This is a genomic window from Pseudomonas sp. p50(2008) (assembly GCF_015351605.1).
GTDB lineage: Bacteria > Pseudomonadota > Gammaproteobacteria > Pseudomonadales > Pseudomonadaceae > Aquipseudomonas.
This window is the reverse complement of the sequence record NZ_JACMYF010000033.1, coordinates 1-2267: the sequence shown is the minus strand read 5'-3', so window position 1 is coordinate 2267 and position 2267 is coordinate 1. Positions and strand designations below refer to the sequence as shown.

Annotated in this window: 3 protein-coding genes; all 3 read right to left on the bottom strand. The window is 57.9% G+C overall.

Annotated elements, in window-relative coordinates; genetic code table 11:
* The coding region (locus tag H7698_RS31030) for a DUF4158 domain-containing protein (protein ID WP_194693890.1) at positions 1-1428 on the bottom strand (1428 nt) is incomplete at its 3' end.
* 3 nt (positions 1429-1431) lie between these two features.
* On the bottom strand, positions 1432-1842 hold the full coding sequence (locus H7698_RS31025; protein ID WP_034011919.1) for a putative toxin-antitoxin system toxin component, PIN family: 411 nt from the start codon (positions 1840-1842) through the stop codon (positions 1432-1434).
* On the bottom strand, positions 1842-2081 hold the full coding sequence (locus H7698_RS31020) for a ribbon-helix-helix domain-containing protein (RefSeq protein ID WP_034011918.1): 240 nt from the start codon (positions 2079-2081) through the stop codon (positions 1842-1844). The genes H7698_RS31025 and H7698_RS31020 overlap by 1 nt, the downstream gene beginning before the upstream one ends.
* Positions 2082-2267: the final 186 nt, after the last annotated feature.

Below are 2267 nucleotides of genomic sequence, written 5' to 3'. Positions count from 1 at the left end.
AAAGACATCGCGGCGGCGTAGGGCCGTGCGTAGTGCATCGAGCGTGCAGAAGACATAGGCGCCCATGTCGAGGGAGCCATCTTCGCGGGTGATGTGGTTCTGCCAGGCCTTGGCAACAATCTCCTGCGGCGCGTCATCCTCGGGCTTCCTGCGAGGTAGATTCAGTTGCAACCAGTCCAGACTAGCCGCCACCCCCTTGCCGGCGGGACTGAAGCCGAAGCGAATATGTTTCAGAAGATCGGGAAGGAAGCGGCGCACACTGCGGTAGCGCTCCTCCAGGGCGAGGTAAAATACATCGTTGGCCGGACGGATCAACGCAGTGACCTCTTCCAGGGCTTTCTCCAGCCTGACACGTGGCAGGTCGTTGAACAGCTGGGAACGGACGTTGTCATCGCTGATCGAGCTATCCAGCACGACCTTGCACGCAGCAGCGAGTGTTGCCGCCGAGCGATCCAGGTCTTTTAGGCTACGCAACCGGGCTTTCTTGTCAGCCTTCTCCGCATTGTTGAAAATATCACGTAGTAGCGCCTCCAGAACTTCCAGCGCATCGTCGTGCGCACTGGCTTCAAGGGAAACCGCGAACGCCACCAGCGTCGCCAACCGGCGCGACGCCGGCAGTCGATTGATGGCCGTGACCTTGGCCGTGTTGGAAAAGCGGGCCAGGGCTGCAATACGGCTGGGCGGGATATGTGCAGCCGGCGGCAAGGCGATACCCAACCCACGCACATCATCCAGCCGACGCAGCGCCCGAATCAGAGCAGGGCCACTGACCATCACCGGGCCGGAGCGTAGTTGATCCAGCCGGGAACTGCGGTTGCCTTCAGCCACCAGAAGCAAGTCTTGTAGGTGTTGTCTCTGTTCCTCGGTCACGCTGCGGCCTAAGGTGTACCAGAGGCGTTCTTCAACGCGGCTACGCAGTTGGGCAATGAAACGCTCTAACTGGGAAACCCCAGGCAATAGGACTTTCTGTGTGAACAGCCATGAGGCGGCTCGTTCAAACAGCACACCAGGCCGATCTGTGCCTGTCCAGCAGAGGGCATACAGCCATCGGCTCAAACGAAAGCCGATGCCAGGGTCTGTAAAGTGGCGATAGCCATAGCGCTCTTGAATATCGGCCGTATGTATCCAGCGACGATGATCGCTGTAACGCGCAAGACAGTCAGGGTCGGCGATTGCCAATTGCCGACAAAGTACATGCAGGACTTCCACCGGCACAGCAACGGGCTTGTCCGGCAAAACACCCACGAAGCGAACGGTAGTCAGCAGAACGGCATAGCCCAGGCGGTTATGGTTGCCGCGTAGTACCTGGACGGCTTCACGGTCTTCATCGCTCAGGTGGAAGTAGCGCTCCAGTTCATCACGGCTGGGTGCCTCGATGTAGCGACCAAAGCCGTCGCGCTGCTCCTGGGTCAGAAAGCCGACCGGCATGGATCACAGTACCTCGGCGCAGAACACCGCGGGGGTGACAATCCGCGTGCGTTCGATATGCCCGCGCTGCAAGAGGCCGGCGCGGCGATCACCGGTCACCAGATAGTCCGCATTGCCCGCCAAGGCCATGGCCAGCAGAAATGAATCATCCGGATCATCGGCTTCAACCTCGATGACCAAGCGCTCCAATACTACTGCGCGTTGCAGGTTGTTGATCATGGCTCCGACTTTGGCAGGCTGCAGGATGGCCTGAAGCTTGGGGTATCGACTAGCGCGCCGAATCTCATCGAGCTGTGCCCGTGAGGTTACTACCTCGAAGCGAGCCGAACGCCAGGCCCGATAGATCACATCAGGGGCCCCATGCGGTGAGATCAGCGCGCTGAATAGAATGTTGGTATCCAATACAACCCGCATCAGCGTTTACGTGCCCAGTCGAGCGCTTCATCAACCGCGTCGGTCAGCTCTGCCTCACTTAGATGGACGTTGAAAGCCTTGGCCTGTTCAGCGCTCAGTTCCAGGATGTGTGCCCGCACCGCCTCTTCGATGAAGCGCGACAGGTCGCCCTTACGGCCACCGCCTTGGCTGGCCAGAAACATGCGAAGCGATTGGTCGGTGTCGGTAGAGACGGCGACGTTCCAGCGAGTGGTGTTCATGACTTCTCCAATAACAGGTGTTTGTGTGTTTATACACCCGTTCCTTGCCGCTTCGCAATGGTTCGATAAAACCCTCGTTTTATAGAACTTTAACGGAAGACCAGCCCTGCTCTGAGTTAAGCCTCATTATGGTTTTAAATACTGGTATCGTTAATCAAGGTTCTATTTTCAATTTATCTGTTGAGT